This window comes from Spirosoma arcticum, from assembly GCF_054779955.1.
Genome location: NZ_BAAGXG010000008.1, coordinates 163,057 through 178,071, shown reverse-complemented (window position 1 = coordinate 178,071; position 15,015 = coordinate 163,057). Strand labels below are relative to the sequence as shown.

General features: G+C 55.0%; 16 protein-coding genes. 9 read left to right on the top strand and 7 right to left on the bottom strand.

The window, feature by feature from the left end; translation table 11 throughout:
- Positions 1-110: 110 nt before the first annotated feature.
- The 4 genes from ACYVHB_RS19205 to truA all read right to left on the bottom strand — a co-directional run bounded on the left by ACYVHB_RS19205 (position 111) and on the right by truA (position 3,812).
- Positions 111-965 (bottom strand): alpha/beta fold hydrolase, encoded by an 855-nt coding sequence (locus tag ACYVHB_RS19205; protein ID WP_461053399.1) that lies wholly within the window; start codon positions 963-965, stop codon positions 111-113.
- A 91-nt stretch (positions 966-1,056) separates the two neighbouring features.
- Complete coding sequence (gene uxaC, locus ACYVHB_RS19200) at positions 1,057-2,472, bottom strand: glucuronate isomerase (RefSeq protein WP_461053398.1); 1,416 nt, start codon at positions 2,470-2,472, stop codon at positions 1,057-1,059.
- Between the two features lie 55 nt (positions 2,473-2,527).
- Positions 2,528-2,992 carry a RidA family protein gene (locus ACYVHB_RS19195; RefSeq protein WP_461053397.1) on the bottom strand — a complete coding sequence of 155 codons (465 nt, stop codon included), beginning with the start codon at positions 2,990-2,992 and terminating at the stop codon, positions 2,528-2,530.
- 55 nt (positions 2,993-3,047) lie between these two features.
- A complete protein-coding gene (gene truA, locus ACYVHB_RS19190) occupies positions 3,048-3,812 on the bottom strand; it encodes a tRNA pseudouridine(38-40) synthase TruA (RefSeq protein WP_461053566.1) in 765 nt (254 codons plus the stop codon).
- Positions 3,813-3,913: 101 nt separating this feature from the next.
- Between truA and ACYVHB_RS19185 the strand changes: the two genes are divergently transcribed.
- Together ACYVHB_RS19185 and ACYVHB_RS19180 are read left to right on the top strand one after the other, a co-directional pair.
- A complete protein-coding gene (locus tag ACYVHB_RS19185; RefSeq protein WP_461053396.1) occupies positions 3,914-4,555 on the top strand; it encodes a methyltransferase domain-containing protein in 642 nt (213 codons plus the stop codon).
- Positions 4,556-4,590: 35 nt separating this feature from the next.
- Entirely contained in the window at positions 4,591-5,001 is a 411-nt protein-coding gene (locus ACYVHB_RS19180) for a DoxX family protein (RefSeq protein WP_461053395.1), read from the top strand.
- A gap of 116 nt (positions 5,002-5,117) precedes the next feature.
- Here ACYVHB_RS19180 and ACYVHB_RS19175 read toward each other — a convergent pair whose 3' ends face one another.
- Positions 5,118-6,215, bottom strand: coding sequence for an L-dopachrome tautomerase-related protein (locus tag ACYVHB_RS19175; protein WP_461053394.1), 1,098 nt, complete (start codon positions 6,213-6,215; stop codon positions 5,118-5,120).
- A gap of 181 nt (positions 6,216-6,396) precedes the next feature.
- Between ACYVHB_RS19175 and ACYVHB_RS19170 the strand changes: the two genes are divergently transcribed.
- Positions 6,397-7,509, top strand: a complete 1,113-nt coding sequence (locus ACYVHB_RS19170) for an SMP-30/gluconolactonase/LRE family protein (protein WP_461053393.1) — start codon at positions 6,397-6,399, stop codon at positions 7,507-7,509.
- Positions 7,510-7,576: 67 nt separating this feature from the next.
- Here the strand turns inward: ACYVHB_RS19170 and ACYVHB_RS19165 are convergent, their stop codons facing one another.
- Together ACYVHB_RS19165 and corA are read right to left on the bottom strand one after the other, a co-directional pair.
- Positions 7,577-8,032 (bottom strand): hypothetical protein, encoded by a 456-nt coding sequence (locus ACYVHB_RS19165; RefSeq protein WP_461053392.1) that lies wholly within the window; start codon positions 8,030-8,032, stop codon positions 7,577-7,579.
- A gap of 66 nt (positions 8,033-8,098) precedes the next feature.
- Entirely contained in the window at positions 8,099-9,049 is a 951-nt protein-coding gene (corA, locus tag ACYVHB_RS19160) for a magnesium/cobalt transporter CorA (RefSeq protein ID WP_461053391.1), read from the bottom strand.
- A gap of 133 nt (positions 9,050-9,182) precedes the next feature.
- Here corA and ACYVHB_RS19155 point away from each other — a divergent pair, with 133 nt between their 5' ends.
- From ACYVHB_RS19155 to ACYVHB_RS19130, 6 genes are all read left to right on the top strand, one after another.
- Positions 9,183-9,704, top strand: a complete 522-nt coding sequence (locus tag ACYVHB_RS19155; protein ID WP_461053390.1) for a DUF6932 family protein — start codon at positions 9,183-9,185, stop codon at positions 9,702-9,704.
- The gene (locus ACYVHB_RS19150; RefSeq protein WP_461053574.1) at positions 9,661-9,960 is read left to right on the top strand and encodes a hypothetical protein; all 300 of its coding nucleotides are present in this window, start codon (positions 9,661-9,663) and stop codon (positions 9,958-9,960) included. Before ACYVHB_RS19155 ends, ACYVHB_RS19150 begins: the two co-directional genes overlap by 44 nt.
- A gap of 93 nt (positions 9,961-10,053) precedes the next feature.
- Positions 10,054-12,321, top strand: coding sequence for an NADP-dependent malic enzyme (locus ACYVHB_RS19145; RefSeq protein ID WP_461053389.1), 2,268 nt, complete (start codon positions 10,054-10,056; stop codon positions 12,319-12,321).
- 1 nt (position 12,322) lies between these two features.
- The gene (trpS, locus tag ACYVHB_RS19140) at positions 12,323-13,318 is read left to right on the top strand and encodes a tryptophan--tRNA ligase (RefSeq protein ID WP_461053388.1); all 996 of its coding nucleotides are present in this window, start codon (positions 12,323-12,325) and stop codon (positions 13,316-13,318) included.
- A 122-nt stretch (positions 13,319-13,440) separates the two neighbouring features.
- Complete coding sequence (locus ACYVHB_RS19135) at positions 13,441-14,370, top strand: sugar phosphate isomerase/epimerase family protein (protein WP_461053387.1); 930 nt, start codon at positions 13,441-13,443, stop codon at positions 14,368-14,370.
- Between the two features lie 40 nt (positions 14,371-14,410).
- Positions 14,411-14,983 carry a pentapeptide repeat-containing protein gene (locus tag ACYVHB_RS19130; RefSeq protein ID WP_461053386.1) on the top strand — a complete coding sequence of 191 codons (573 nt, stop codon included), beginning with the start codon at positions 14,411-14,413 and terminating at the stop codon, positions 14,981-14,983.
- Positions 14,984-15,015: the final 32 nt, after the last annotated feature.

Genomic DNA, 15,015 nt, shown 5'->3' with positions numbered 1-15,015 from the left:
CGACTCAGATGCGACAGTAGGCTAATCTACAAAAGCCCATTGTGAAGCAGCAAACCTATCGCGCTGACATAAAATATTGCGATTAACTAAACGCTCATTTCTCAACGCACTCAACAACCTCGTAGCTCGTCCAGAATCAATTTCGTTATCCGCTCGGCCTCTTCGTGCTGCACCCAGTGGGTGGCGTTTTCGAAGAATATGAGTTGGCCGTTGTCGCAGAGGTCGATGCTGGGTTGGGCCATTTCGCGTTTGAGAAACCAGTCATGAACGCCCCAGATGAGCACCGTTGGCACCGCAATTCTAATGGCAGTGTCGCGGGTGGGTGGTTGCTGCAGGGCGGCCCGGTACCAGTTCACCATTGCCCGGAACGCGCCTGGCTGACCCCAGGCCTGCTTGTATTGAGCGATGTCAGCCTCGGAGAACGTGCCCGGTCGGCTGCTGCTGCGGAGCGTCCGGGCCATAACCGACCAGTTGCCCAACCGGGACAGTACTTCGGGCAGCACCGGCAGTTGAAAGAATCCGATGTACCAGCTTCGCAGTAGCTGACTAAGGTTTCGGCTGGCGAACCGCTTCATCACAGCCGGATGCGGCACGTTCAGCACCACTAAGCGCTCCACTCGCTCCGGGTAGGTAGCCGCCACCCACCACGCCACAGCCGCGCCCCAGTCGTGCCCCACCACCACCGCTTTTTGCTCACCCGCTGCATCGATCAGGCCAACCACGTCGGCGGCTAACGCGTCGATTGTGTAGGCGCTGATTCCATCCGGTTTGTCACTGAGGTTGTAGCCCCGCTGGTCGGGCACCCAAAGGCGGTAGCCCGCAGCCGCCAACGGTAAAAGCTGCCGTTTCCAGCCGTACCAGAACTCGGGAAATCCGTGCAGCAAAATCACCAGCGTCCCATCGACCGGCCCCGCCTGCACAACGTGAAGCGTGATGCCGTTGGTGTTGATGAACGTGTGCGTCATGGAGCACAGTGAGTGTATAAGTGCGTAAGTGTATGAGTGTGCAAGTTTTAAAACTCAAACACTTGTACACTTACGCACTCAAAAACTAACGCTAAAACCCAAAGTACCGGTCGGCGTTGCGGTAGCAGACGTCCTGCACGATCTGCCCGATCCAGTCGATGTCGGTGGGTAGTTCGCCGTTCTCAACGTCGTTGCCGAAGAGGTTGCACAGAATACGCCGGAAGTACTCGTGGCGGCTGTAGGACAGGAAACTCCGCGAGTCGGTGAGCATTCCGACGAACGCGCTGAGCAGACCCATATTGGAGAGGGCGTTGAGCTGGCGTTCCATGCCGTCTTTCTGGTCCAGAAACCACCAGCCGGAGCCAAACTGCACCTTGCCCCGCACCGAGCCGTCGTTGAAGTTGCCGATCATGGTGGCCATTACCTCATTGTCGGCGGGGTTGAGGTTGTAAATAATCGTTTTGGCCAGCCGGTCGCGGTCGTCCAATCCACCCAGGAACCGGGATAGTGAAGCCGCCTGCGGGAAATCGCCGACGCTGTCCCAGCCGGTGTCGGGGCCGAGGTCGCGCAGCCGACGGCGGTTGTTGTTGCGCAGGGCGCCGAGGTGAAACTGCTGCGTCCAACCTTTTTGATGGTCCCATTCGGCGAACTGCACGAGCATAAACGACTTAAACATCGACACGTCAGCCGGGCTGATCATCGGCCTCTCGCCCATCAAATCATCAAAAATCGTTTCGACATCACTTTCGGCATACGCATCAGCATACACGTATTCCAGCCCGTGGTCAGACAGGCGGCAACCCCGCTCGGCAAAGTAATCGTGCCGGGATTTGAGCGCGTCCAGATAGTCAGTTAGGTTGGTAATCTCGCGGTTGGTGACCTCGCCTGTTTTATGCACATACGCCCGGAACGCCCCAGGATCATCGACGGCCATTGCCTTGTCGGGCCGGAACGCGGGCAGGATTTTGACGGCGAATCCATCGTTGGCAATGTGGTCGTGGTGTTCCAGCGAGTCGAGCGGATCGTCGGTAGTACAGACCACGCGCACGTCGAAATGCTGAAGTAAAGTCCGGGTCGTCAGGTGCGGTAGCTGCTCGTTGCAGGTGTCATAGATACGCCGGGCCGTGGCCGGACTCAGCCGTTCGGTTATGCCAAAGGGGTTGTTGAGTTCGAGGTGCGTCCAGTGGTAGAGAGGGTTGCGCAGGGTGTAAGGCACGGTTTCGGCCCATTTCTCGAACTTCTCCCAATCGGTGGCATCACCGGTGCAGTAGCGTTCGTCGATGCCGTGGGTGCGCATGGCCCGCCATTTGTAATGGTCGCCGTAGAGCCAGGGCTGGGTGATGGTGTCGAAGCGCCGGTCTTGGGCAATCTGGTCGGGCGGCAGGTGGCAATGGTAGTCGATAATGGGCATCGACCGGGCATAGTCGTGATAGAGCCGCCGGGCGGTTTCGGTCTGGAGCAGGAAATCCTCGGAGAGGAATGTGGGAGCCGATGCGAGTGTGTTCATGATTATGAAAGCAAAACTGAATCCGTTTCTCCCGACTCGTCCGGGTTTATCTTAACTATTCAAGTTCAAACATCGCTTCGATTTCCACCGAAATATTGCTCGGCAGCGACCCCATACCGACGGCGCTTCGTACCCCAACCCCATGCTCCTCACCCCAGATTTTAGCAAACAATTCGCTACAGCCGTTAATGATGGTGGGGTGTTCCTGAAAACTATCGACGCAGTTCACCATGCCCAGCACTTTAACAACGCGCTTTATCCGGTTCAGGCTGCCAAGCGAGGCTTTCAGCGTCGACAAAATGGCTAAACCCGTTTGCTGAGCGGCCTGTTTGCCGAATTCCATATCGACCTCTGACCCAATCCGGCCCGTCATTAAACTGCCGTCGGGCATATAGGGTCCGTGCCCGGACACGTAGATGAAGTTACCGACGGTCAGGCAGGGTTTGTAGACGCCTTTGGGCGCGGGGGCGGGGGGCAGTTCGAGATTGAGTGCGTTAAAGTTTTCGTCGGGCGTTGTCATGTTACTGTTGATTTTGGGTTGAAAGATGACGTTTTAAGTTGGAAACAGCGTCGGTTTACTCAATACTTACCCGCCCTGCCAAAACCTCCGCTGGGTAGGTCACTTCTACTAAATACAATCCATTGGCCGGAGCCGCCCGGCCCGCTATGGTACGGTCTTTCGCCTGAATGGTGGCGTCAAACTGGTCGAGGCTCATCCGTCCCTGCCCAATCTCCACCATCGTCCCGACAATGGTGCGGACCATGCCCCACAAAAACCGGTTGGCCCGGATGTGAAACGTCAACCGGTCGCCAATGCGCTGCCAGCGGGCCATATCGAGCCGACACAGGAAGTTAGTCACGTCGGCGCGGGCCTTGCTGAAACTCTTGAAATCGGTCGTCTGGAGCAGTCGCTGGCAGGCTTCGTTCATCAGTTCCTCGTTCAACTCCGGTCGGAAATGATACGTCAGGCCGGTTTCAAATACGTTTTTGTGGCGGGTGATGTGGTACTGGTAATAGCGCGACGTGGCCGAGAACCGGGCGTGGTCCGTGGGTCGGACAGGGAAGATGGTACGGATGGCAATGTCGTCGGGCAGGATGCAGTTGAGCGAATAAATTAACGAATCGGACAGGGGCAGCGGCTCGGGTACGTCGAAATGGGCAAACTGCTGTTCGGCGTGAACGCCCGCGTCGGTACGGCCGCTGCCGAGGATGTACATCGGCCGACCAAACCGCTGCGACAGGGCCGCTTCGATGGTGGTTTGGATACTGATGCCGTTGGCCTGCGCCTGCCAGCCGTGGTAGGCCGTGCCTCGGTACGAGAGTTCAATGAAATAACGCATGGTCGGCAAAAGTACCATGCGGGCGGGGTTCGTCGGTACGAAGGTTACAAAACCTTCGCCCCAAACGCGTCGTTGACCCGTCATCAGCAAACCCGTTACGCATGACTGCCAACGACCCCTTTCAACGGTACGACGAAACCGACGATGCCGATTTTTACGTACAGCCGCGCTTAGTCAACCACATCGACGACAAGGCCATTCGTGCCACCACCGAGCTGTTCCGCGAGTATCTGCCCGCCAACGGCGCCATTCTGGATTTGATGAGTAGCTGGGTGAGCCATTTGCCCAAAGACGTAAACTACAACCAAGTGGCAGGGCTGGGCATGAACGAAACCGAACTGCGGGCCAATCCCCAGCTATCTGATTTCGTTGTGCAAAGCCTGAATCAGAACCCGCAACTCCCTTACCCCGACGGCTCATTCGACGGTGGCATGGTCACGGTTTCGGTGCAGTATTTAACAAATCCAGTAGCGGTTTACCGCGAGGTGGCGCGGGTGTTGCGGCCGGGAGCGCCGTTCATCACCGTGTTTTCTAACCGCATGTTCCCGACCAAAGCCGTGGCAATCTGGCAATCGCTCGACGACCGGGGCCATCAGCAGTTGGTGCGCCGGTATTACGAAGAAACCGGTCTGTTCGACCAGATTGAGGTACTCGACCGCAGTCCGAGCCGGTGGAGCGACCCCTTGTATGCAGTAGTCGGCCGGCGGATTAGCGACGTAAAAGCAGTAAACGCGCTGTTCTGACCATACTTTGCCCATTACAAACGAGAGCATTCTACATGAATCGTTGGTTTAAATCCGTCGCGTCACCCGCAGCCCTGCACGGCTGGTTATTCCTGTTGCGTATTGCCATTGCCGGTATGATGCTAACGCACGGCATTCCCAAATTGCAGAAAATCCTGGTCGGCAACTGGGAGTTCGGCGATCCGCTCGGCCTGGGCGCTGCGCTGTCGCTGGCGTTGACCGTTTTCGCCGAGGTTGTCTGTTCGGTGCTCCTCCTGATTGGTCTTTTCACCCGCTTCGCTACGTTGCCGCTACTGTTCACGATGTTGGTGGCTTTCTTTATCGTACACGGAGCCGATGAATTTGGCAAAAGGAAGCTACCCATGCTCTACGCACTGGTGTACGCAACGTTGTTTTTCACCGGACCAGGCAAGTACTCGGTGGACGGTCGGCGGGGCGATTTATAGAGTGTATTTTAATTTTCAGCGGCAGTTTGTCATTCCGACGCAGGAGGAATCTCAAGCTTGATTAGTGCACAAGCTTGAGATTCCTCCTGCGTCGGAATGACAAATCTCAAAGTTGTCTACTTCGCAATCTTCATCCTGAACACCTCATACGGTCCTTTCCGAGTCGATTTACCACCGTTGTGCTTGGCCATGTGGTCGATGTGCGAAGTGGTAATGTATAGGTAGCCATTCTGAATGGCGTAGCTGTCGGGCCATTGCAGCCGGGTGCGGTCGGTGAGCAGGTTTTCGCGCTTCAGACTGGCAGTGGTGTTCAGGCGGTACATTGTGTAGTTCTGAATGTCGCCTAAGTACAGGTTACCAGCGGGGTCGATGATCATGCCGTCGGTAGAGGTGAATTTTCCCAGATCTTCTACTTTGGCTCCCACGCCCTTGTCCGACACGGTCGAATCGCGCAGGAACTCAGTTTTAATGCGATACAACTTATCATCGGTTAACGGTTTGTAATACAGCACGTTGCCGTCAGGCGTAAGCGCCAGGCCGTCGGAGTTGAACTTGACGGGGCCTTTAGGATCGCGGAGTTCGCGACCGTCGATCATGAATTTATAAGCCGGGTCCGACTTGGTTGATGGATGGTTTTGCAGCGTCAGGCGCGACTTACCGCTTTTAATGTCGACCACCACAATACCGCCCTGCTGCGATTCGGTCAGGTATACGATTTCGCGACCCGTATCGACGCGGATGTCGTTGAGGTAGCTGTCCGGCCCAACCACGCCTTTCATGGGATACGTACGCTCTACTTTGTTAGTAGTCAGATTAATACACACCAGCTTATGCGCATCGCGGTACACGCCTTCCTGTTTGGGACTGGCCGGGTCGATTACCCACAGCCGGTCTTTGTCGTCCACAAAAGCCGACTGCACACACACCCAGCGGTTGGTAGGATCCTGACCCATTTTCCAGCTATTCCAGGCGGCATCAGGGTACGGCTTCACGGACCCGTCTTTGGCTACTTCGACCAGAGCATATTTGTACGTGTCGGTCCAGTACGGGTAATTGACGAACAGCCGACCGGATTTAGACACGGCCACTCCCGTCAGTTGGTACGTGTTGTCTTTGAAAACCGATTCCATGGGTGTCTGCTGGGCCTGCGTGGTCAGGTTAATCGCCAGTAACAGAGTAAGCAGTTGAACAGCGGGTTTATACGTTATTTTCATATGCGTTGCGTTATAACTGCCCACTCTAACCCGGTGTCCGCCGGAAGGTTCATCAACGCTACCGTACGGGCACATTGCCCAATCGGACGGGGTTGGTTTTAGGGTCGACCCACCGGGTACGATAACGTTCCCGAACATTCGTTACGGCCTGCTGTTACGGAGGGAGACATAATTCATTATAATGGTACGCAACGACTTCACGAAATACTTTTTTATCAATGCCCTGCTGATCGTCGGCCTGGCGACCGGCTGCCAGTCAAATCAGCAGAAAAAAACGGGCGACAGCACATCGGCGGCAAACCCGGCCGACACGTCAGTGTCCGGCAGCAGCCGGGCCACGCTGCTCCACTCGCTCCCGGAGCAATACAACACACCCGATGGACTGGCTCTGGCGCCCGACAGCAGCGTAATTGTGTCGGTGCCCAACTTCGGCAATCCGACGTATCCGGCGGTGCTCCTGCGCATGGCAAATGATACCATTGGCTTTTTCTTCGCCCCGCCCAAACACCCCGACACCAAACACGCGGCTCCCATGGATCTGGCCTACGGACCCGACGGCAACCTGTATTATGCCGATAATCAGTGGCAGTACAGCAAAGAGCGCAAGTCCCGGTTGATGCGCATCCGAATGCAAAACGGCAAACCCACCACAGCCGAACCCGTTGTTGAAGGGCTGCGGCTGGCGAATGCGGTGCTGTGGAAAGGCAACACGATCTACGTCACCGACAGCCAGTGGGATACTCCCGATAAGCCACGGGAGAGCGCCATTCTACGGTTTTCGCTATCTGAGTTAACCGGGACACCGATAAAACTCAAGCCCGGCCCCGACCCGCACGTGCTGACGACGTTTACGACGCAGGACAACCCGAACGCGCTCGACAACGGCGTCGATGGGGTTGATTACGACAGCAAAGGCAATTTGTTCACGGGTGGTTTCGGCGACGGTATTCTGTACAAGCTGACGCTCAAACCGGATGGTACGCTGGCTCAGAAAACGAAGTTTGCCACCTTAGCCTGCGTCGACGGCTTAGTCATTGACCGCACCACCGACCGCCTGTACGTGTGCGACGCCGAGAAAAACGCCATCCGCATCGTTACTCCCGACGGAAAGGTCAGCACCCTGACGGAGAATGGCGATACCAATGGCAGCAATGGACTGCTCGATCAACCCGCCGAAGTGTTACTGAAAGGCCGCCAGTTGCTGATTGCCAACTACGACGTACCTGATCCGGCGTTTAAAAACCAGCGGTTCGACGCGCCACACACGCTGTCGGTGGTTGAGATAAAAAGGTGAAAGAGCGAAGAGATAAAGAGCGAGAGCCATCCGGCATCACTCCGCTTCGGCGGTCCGATTTCGCTCTTTATCTCTTTCGCCATTGAGAGAGCACCGCCCCCGCGACCAATCCGCCGAATAGATACCAGCCGATGGTCATGGCGACGGTGGCCGGGGTGCGGGTGGTCGGTGTTTCGCCCAGGCCCATCGGACCGGGCAATGTGACGGCCCCCACGCCCGCCAATGCACCCAGCACGGCACCAGCCAGCAGCGGCTGCTTCGGGCTGACGCCGACCAAGCTGTAATAGAGCGCGTTCGAGGTGACATCACCGAGTATGGCCAGTCCGTACAACGTGTCGCCGGTTGGGGGTTGCTCACCGGCTTTACGAAATCCTTTTTTGATGCTGCGCATACCGAGAATATCGGCGCGGGGCGCTTCGGGCACGAACTGCCGAACGATTTCGTGGAGGATGTTTAGGGCAACGGCTCCGGCAAGACCGCTGATGAGGGACTGGGGTAGCGTAGAATCGAGTGAATTAGCCATAGCGTTGCAACAAGTGTATTCCGTTAGAACCCACTTCCTCTGGCGTTGTTTTGTAAAGAAATTCACCTAAAGCCATTTCTTGCGCCGGAAGATAAATAGCGTCAGCAGCGACGACAGTACAATCAGCGCTAAAGCGACCGGATACCCCCATTTCCAGTGCAATTCGGGCATTTGCTCGAAGTTCATGCCCCATATACTGGCCAGCAGCGTGGGCGGCAGGAAAATGAGCGAGACAACGGTAAAGATTTTGACGATCCGGTTCTGTTCCAGGTCAATCAGGCCGAGGTAGGTATTCTGCAAAAACTCCAGGCGCTCAAAAATAAAATTCGTGTGGTCGATCAGCGAGTTAATGTCTTTGATGAGCGTCCGCAACCGTCCTTGTTCACCCTCCGTAAACCAGCCGTCCGACCGGATCATCGCGGATATAACCCGCTGTTTATCAACCACATTTTCGCGAATATTCATCGTTAACTCTTGGTAATCGTTGATATTCAGCAGCATTTCCCGGTCCAGGTTCGCGTCTAAATCGAGCATCCGGTTAATGGCTTTTATCTCACCCGACACCAGTTCGATCAGGTCGGCGTCGTAGTCAATGCGCGACTCGAAAATGGCAATCATAATCTGGCCGCCATCGGCAAAAACCGACCGTTTCGATTTAATTTTTCGTACCATGTCGGCAAACGATTTCAGGTCGGCGTTTCGGTAGGTGAACAGCGTGTCGTCTTTGAGAATAAAACTCACCGGCACCGTCACGTAGCGCTGCTCAGGGTCGGGCACCAAAAAGTTGGAGTTGGCAATCAGGTAATCATCCTCTTCGATGTAGCGCGACGAGCTTTCGATCTCCAGTTGCTCCTGCTGACTCAGGAAATCGACATCAAATTTTTCTTCGACACTTTTGATCTCGGCGGGCGTCGCATTCTGCAAGTCGACCCAGAGCGTGCGTTCGGTATCTAAAAACGAGTCGATGTCGCGGATTTTGCGGACGGCGGCTTCGTCCTGCTGGAAGATACGGATCATAACGGTGGCGGGTACGGGGGCTGATTCGGCCGCGAAGTTCGCTGAATTCACTAAATTTGCCCATAGCACGCTTAATGAATATGCCATGAACCAACCGTTACGGATAAATCACTATACCTAAGCTGGCACCAATTTGATAGAACTGAACCAAAAAGGGTTGATCGTACCCGATTATAACGTTCCGTCGACTGTTCTGGAGTTAGCGACCGTCTTTGTAAGAGACAGACAAACACCCCGACGTACTGCTCTATTTGATGGTTACCTCAACTACATGGGCGATTTATGTGCCTGTTTGGGCGACGAACACTTTACGCAGTGGGTTAACGGTAGTTTTACCACAGCGAAGCAACATCCCGATGACATTGACACTGTGACGTTTCTTAACTTTGACGTAGTGGACAAATTGGGATCCGCCCTAAATCCGTTTAAGTATCCTGAGTCGCTTAGTTATAGCATGGACGCTTACCTTGTCCGGGTTTTCCCACCTGAACATCGCCTGTTCGCACTGTATGTTGGTGAGCGGGCGTATTGGTTAGATAGATTTACAAAAACTGAAAGAAGTCGTCTGGGTATTGTTCATCGAAAAGGATTTCTTGAGCTAATGTATCAGGATGAAGAACGCGCAGCTATTAAAAGTTTACGATCTTATTCGTGAGCTTCAGGAAGTTGATATACTCCTCAACAGGCATCAGCACTTGTCGGGCGACACGTTTATGACAGATCAGTATCGGGCCCTTAAAGACAAGTTATTTGCCAGGTTGCTCACCATGCTGGCCAAACCCGGACTGGCTTCTTCGACCAGTTACCAGCTTGTCAGGCAGCTTATTGAAAAACATTACGGATCTAAACCGGCTTCGTTACCCCTCTCAGACGAATGGGCCGAGTTACAACGTCTCGCTTTAGCCGCTTAATCTCCGCAACTCTTTAGTTTCGTACCTCTGTGCCCTTTCCGTACCTTCGCCCCTCGAATCCGTACAACAACCCGCACAAGTAACTCAACCAGTATGCAGCAAAAGATCCGGCGTGAAGATGCCCTCGACTACCACGCCAAAGGACGACCGGGCAAACTCGAAGTCATCCCCACCAAAGAATACAGCACCCAGCGCGACCTTTCCTTAGCCTACTCGCCGGGCGTGGCCGAACCCTGTCTGGCCATCGAAGCCAACCCCGACGACGCCTATATCTACACCGCCAAGGGCAATCTCGTCGCGGTCATCAGCAACGGTACGGCCGTGCTGGGGCTGGGCGATATTGGTGCCATTGCCAGCAAACCCGTCATGGAAGGCAAGGGGCTGCTGTTCAAAATCTACGCTGATATTGACGTGTTCGATATTGAACTGAACACGAAAGACATTGAGGAATTTGTTCGCACAGTCACGATTCTGGAGCCAACCTTCGGCGGAGTCAACCTCGAAGACATCAAAGCACCAGAGTGTTTCGAGATCGAGGAACGACTGAAGCGGGACATGAACATTCCGGTCATGCACGACGATCAGCACGGCACGGCCATCGTGAGCGCTGCCGCTCTGCTCAACGCACTCGAACTGGTCGGGAAGCAGATCGAATCGGCGCAGTTTGTGTTTCTGGGAGCCGGGGCAGCCGCCATCTCGTGCGCGCGCCAGTACGTAGCGCTCGGAGCCAAATGCGAAAACATCGTTATGTTCGACGTGGTTGGTCCGCTCCGCACCGACCGCACCGACCTCACGCCCATCACCCAGCCGTTTGCCACGAGCCGCGACATTCATTCGCTGGCTGATGCCTTCAACGGCGCCGATGTATTCGTGGGCTTGTCCAAAGGCAACATCGTCGGCCCCGACCTGATTCGGTCGATGGCGAAAGACGCCATTGTGTTTGCGATGGCCAACCCCACGCCCGAAATCAGCTACGAAGACGCAATGGCTGCCCGGCCCGACATTATTATGGCAACGGGCCGCTCGGACTACCCCAACCAGGTCAACAACGTGCTGGGTTTCCCTTACATTTTCCGGGGTGCTTTAGATGTGCGGGCGACCGAAATCAACGAAGCCATGAAGTTGGCCGCTACGTACGCCCTGGCGGATCTGGCCAAGAAATCCGTGCCCGATCTGGTGAATTTAGCCTACGGCGAATCGAACATGATTTTCAGCCGGACGTACATCCTGCCCAAACCCGTCGATCCGCGTTTGCTGTCGACCATTGCTCCGGCGGTGGCCAAAGCCGCCATGGAGTCGGGCGTGGCCCGGCTGCCCATTACCGACTGGGAAGCCTACGAAACGCAGCTCGCCCGGCGACTGGGTCAGGACAATCAGATTTCGCGGGTGATTCTGACCCAGGCCAAAACGAACCCCAAACGCGTGGTTTTCGCCGATGCCGAGAACCTGAAAGTGCTGAAGGCCGCCCAGCAGGTGCGCGACGATGGCATTGCGCACCCGATTCTACTGGGCAACGCCGACCGGATTCAGCAGATGATTCGGGAAAACAGCCTCGATCTGGGTCAGATTCCGATCATTGACCCGCGTTCACCGGAGCAGGAAGGGTTGATTGAGCGGTTTGGTCAGATCTATTTTGCCAAGCGGCAACGCAAGGGCACCAGCGCGACCGAAGCGCACAAGATGATGTATTACCGCAACTATTTCGGGGCCATGATGGTCGAGACGGGCGAAGCCGACGCGCTTATCTCAGGACTGACACGCTCCTACCCCGACACCATCCGGCCCGCCCTACAAATCATCGGCAAAGAGCCGGGTGTTCAGAAAGTGGCCGGGATGTACATTCTGCTCACCAAACGAGGGCCGCTGTTCTTCTCCGACACGACCGTTAACTTCAACCCCACGGCCGAGGAAATTGTCGAAATTACGGAGATGACCGCCCGCACGGTGGAACGCTTCAACATCCGGCCGCGCATCGCCTTAGTGACGTATTCCAACTTCGGCAGCGCGAAAGGCGAAGACGCCGATAAAATGAACCGGGCCGTCGACATTCTCCAGCGCAAACACCCCAACATGATTGTGGACGGTGAAATTCAGGCGCATTTGGCTTTTAACCGAGAGTTATTGCAGGAGAATCACCCATTCAGCAAATTAGTGGACGAGGGAGCCAACACGCTCATTTTTCCGAACCTGTCGGCGTCGAACATTGCCTACAACCTGATGAGTGAAACGGCCGGTTTCGACGCCATTGGCCCCATCCTGCTCGGCATCCGAAAACCGGTGTACGTTCTGCAATTAGGCTCGTCAGAACGCGAAATTGTCAACATGGTCGCGATAGCAGTGGTGGAAGCACAGGGGAAATAATATGGCACGAATCTTAACCGGTATCCAAAGCAGCGGACGACCGCATCTGGGCAATATCCTGGGGGCCATCAAGCCCGCCATCGACTTGTCATTGCTGCCCGGCAACGACTCTTTCCTGTTCATTGCCGACCTTCACTCGCTGGTCAGCCTGCGCGACGGTAATACGCGCCGGGACTACGTCCGGGCCATTGCCTCAACCTGGTTAGCGTTTGGCCTCGACACCAGCCGGACCACGTTCTGGCGGCAGTCGCGGGTGCCGGAGCATACCGAACTGGCGTGGTATCTGAACTGCTTCACGCCAATGCCAATGCTGGAGAATGCCACGTCGTACAAAGACAAGGTCGCTAAATTAGCTTCCGAAGGGGGTTCTGCCAATGGCATCAATGCGGGGCTGTTCACGTATCCGGTGTTGCAGGCGGCTGATATTTTGCTGTACGACGCCGAAATCATTCCCGTCGGCAAGGATCAGCGGCAGCACATCGAGATGACGCGCGACATTGCCGGGGCCGTGAACCGGGCCGTGGGCGAGTCTATTCTGGTACTGCCCGAACCACGCATCGACGAACGGCTGATGGTTATTCCGGGTATTGACGGGGTCAAAATGAGCAAGTCGTACAACAATTATATCGACATATTCCTACCCGAAAACGAGTTATTGAAGGTCGTCAAAAAGATCAAGTCTGACTCGACGCCCCTCGAAGCGCCCAAAAATCCCGACACGGATATTACGTTCCGGTTGTATTCGCTGCTGGCGTCGGAGACACAGCTTGCCGAGATGCGCGGACTGTACGAAGGCGGCAACTACGGCTACGGTACAGCTAAAAAAGCGTTTTACGAACTGTTGCTGAAACGCTTTGCTACTGAGCGAGAGACGTTTAACTATTACATGAATAACAACGACGCCCTCGAAGCTGAGTTGCAGGCTGGGGAAGAAAAAGCCCGCGCCGTGGCTGGACAGACCATTCAGCGGGTTCGGGAGAAGTTGGGATTCAGTTGAGATGTGACATTTTGGTGAGTTGTGTATCCTGGACGGCCACGTTCGGACGTAAATAGACTTTATTTCGCCCGGACGTGGCCGTCCAGGATACACAACTCACCAGGATGCGTTAACTAAACCCTATGCTCAACCTTGGCTTTGTATCGGCGATCATGGCCGATTACGACCTTAACAGCGTTCTCAAATTTGCCTCGGAGCAGCGCTTCAAATGCGTCGAACTGATGTGCTGGCCATCGGGCAACGCCGACGCACGCCGGTATGCCGGGGTCACGCACATCGACGTCGACAATCTCGATGTGGCGCACATTCACGCCCTGATAACCGAATATGGCGTGTCGATTTCGGGGTTAGGGTACTATCCGAACCCGCTCGACCCGAACCCGGAGAAGGCCGAGTTTCACCGGGATCACCTCAAAAAAATTATCCGGGCGGCTGCTAAGCTGGGCCGGTCCCCCGATGCGGTTCCGGTCGTTAACACGTTTATTGGCCGCAACCCGTCGCTTAGCATGACCGCCAACCTGAAACTATACGCCGAACACTGGCCGGGTATCGTGCGAGTGGCGGAAGAAAATAACGTAAAAATCGGCATCGAAAACTGCCCGATGTGGTTTACGGATGACGAGTGGCCGGGCGGCAAAAACCTCGCCACCGCGCCCGCCGTCTGGGACCGGATGTTCGAGATCATCCCATCGCGGGCGCTGGGCCTGAACTACGATCCCAGCCACCTGATTTGGCAGATGATGGACGAGGTGCGGCCCATCTACGACTACCGCGACCGGCTCCACCACATTCACCTCAAAGACGCGAAACTCTACCCCGACAAACTCAACCACGTGGGCATCATGGCGAATCCGCTGGAATACCACTCACCTAAACTGCCGGGCTTGGGCGACGTACGCTGGGGGGCGTTTTTCGCGGCCTTAACCGACGTGCGATACCGAGGACCGGTCTGCATTGAGGTCGAAGACAAAGCGTACGAAAGCTCCCCCGACGACGTCAGAACCGCCATTCTGACCGCCCGTAACTACCTGAGTCAATTTCTGGCGCTGTGACGATTTCACAGCGAAAAAGTTTTAACAAAAGGCACTCTCCATGGAGCGAGTTCACATTGAAGAAAAAGGTTTTGAGAAAATAGACTTCATGCAAACTGGATTCGCCAGGGGCGATTATGAGTACTGCACATTCACGGATTGTAACTTCGCTCATACCGATTTATCCCACATCAGTTTTGCGGAGTGCACATTCAACCGCTGTAATTTGAGTAAAGCGACGTTGAATCAGGCGTCTTTTAAAACGGTCTGGTTCAACGACTGTGCGTTGACAGGACTTCGATTCGAGCATTGCAACGCATTTCTGTTTGAGGTCCATTTTGACAGTTGTATCCTACATCAATCGTCTTTCTTCAAACTAAAACTAAAAAAGACGAAGTTTCTCAACTCCAGTCTCCAAGGTGTAGATTTTGCGGAAGCTGATTTGAGTCAGTCAACTTTCGACAACTGCGATTTAACGAGGGCGGTTTTTGTATATACTGTATTAGAGAAGGCAGACCTTAGGACATCCTACAATTATACAATTGACCCCGAACTGAACCGCCTGAAGAAAGCGAAGTTTTCGCGGTCGGGCATCAGTGGCCTTCTGGGAAAGTATGAGATCGAAATAGAGTAAAACATAGCTGAACGACAGGCAATATGTTGGGT